This window comes from Corallococcus sp. AB049A (assembly GCF_003668885.1).
GTDB classification, from domain to species: domain Bacteria; phylum Myxococcota; class Myxococcia; order Myxococcales; family Myxococcaceae; genus Corallococcus; species Corallococcus interemptor.
The window spans coordinates 1-517 of record NZ_RAWL01000944.1 but is presented as its reverse complement, the minus strand read 5'-3'; the positions used below and the strand labels follow the sequence as shown (position 1 = coordinate 517).

1 pseudogene is annotated in these 517 nt (G+C 54.2%); it reads left to right on the top strand.

Annotated features, from left to right (window positions below):
• Nucleotides 1-385, top strand: a pseudogene (locus D7X55_RS45990) (chorismate mutase); the annotation flags it as partial.
• Nucleotides 386-517 lie beyond the last annotated feature (132 nt).

The window sequence follows — 517 nt, the reverse complement described above, 5'->3', positions numbered from 1 at the left end:
GCTTTATGGTTTACAGGTGCTGGAGCGGAATCTGGCTAACCAGCGCCAGAATATTACCCGCTTCATCGTACTGGCCCGTAAGCCGGTCGAGGTTTCACTCCAGGTTCCGGCAAAAACTACGCTGATTATGGCCACCGGCCAGCAGGCGGGCGCCCTGGTGGAAGCCCTGCTGGTGCTGCGCAAACATAATCTGACAATGAGTAAACTGGAGTCGCGCCCGATTAATGGTAATCCGTGGCAGGAGATGTTTTACATCGATTTCCAGGGCAACCTGAATACCGACGACGTGCAGCAGGCGCTACTCGAGCTGACGCCAATCACACGCTCCCTTAAGGTACTGGGCTGCTACCCTAGCGAAAACATCGTCGCCATCGATCCACAGTAACGCCTGACAGCTCGCCAGCCCAATCGCGGCTGGCGATTTTCCCCTTTTGCCACAGAGAATCATTTACCCTGTGATGCCGATCGCTATATCATAAGATATACAACGATACTCAGGCAGCGATGATGACTTCCC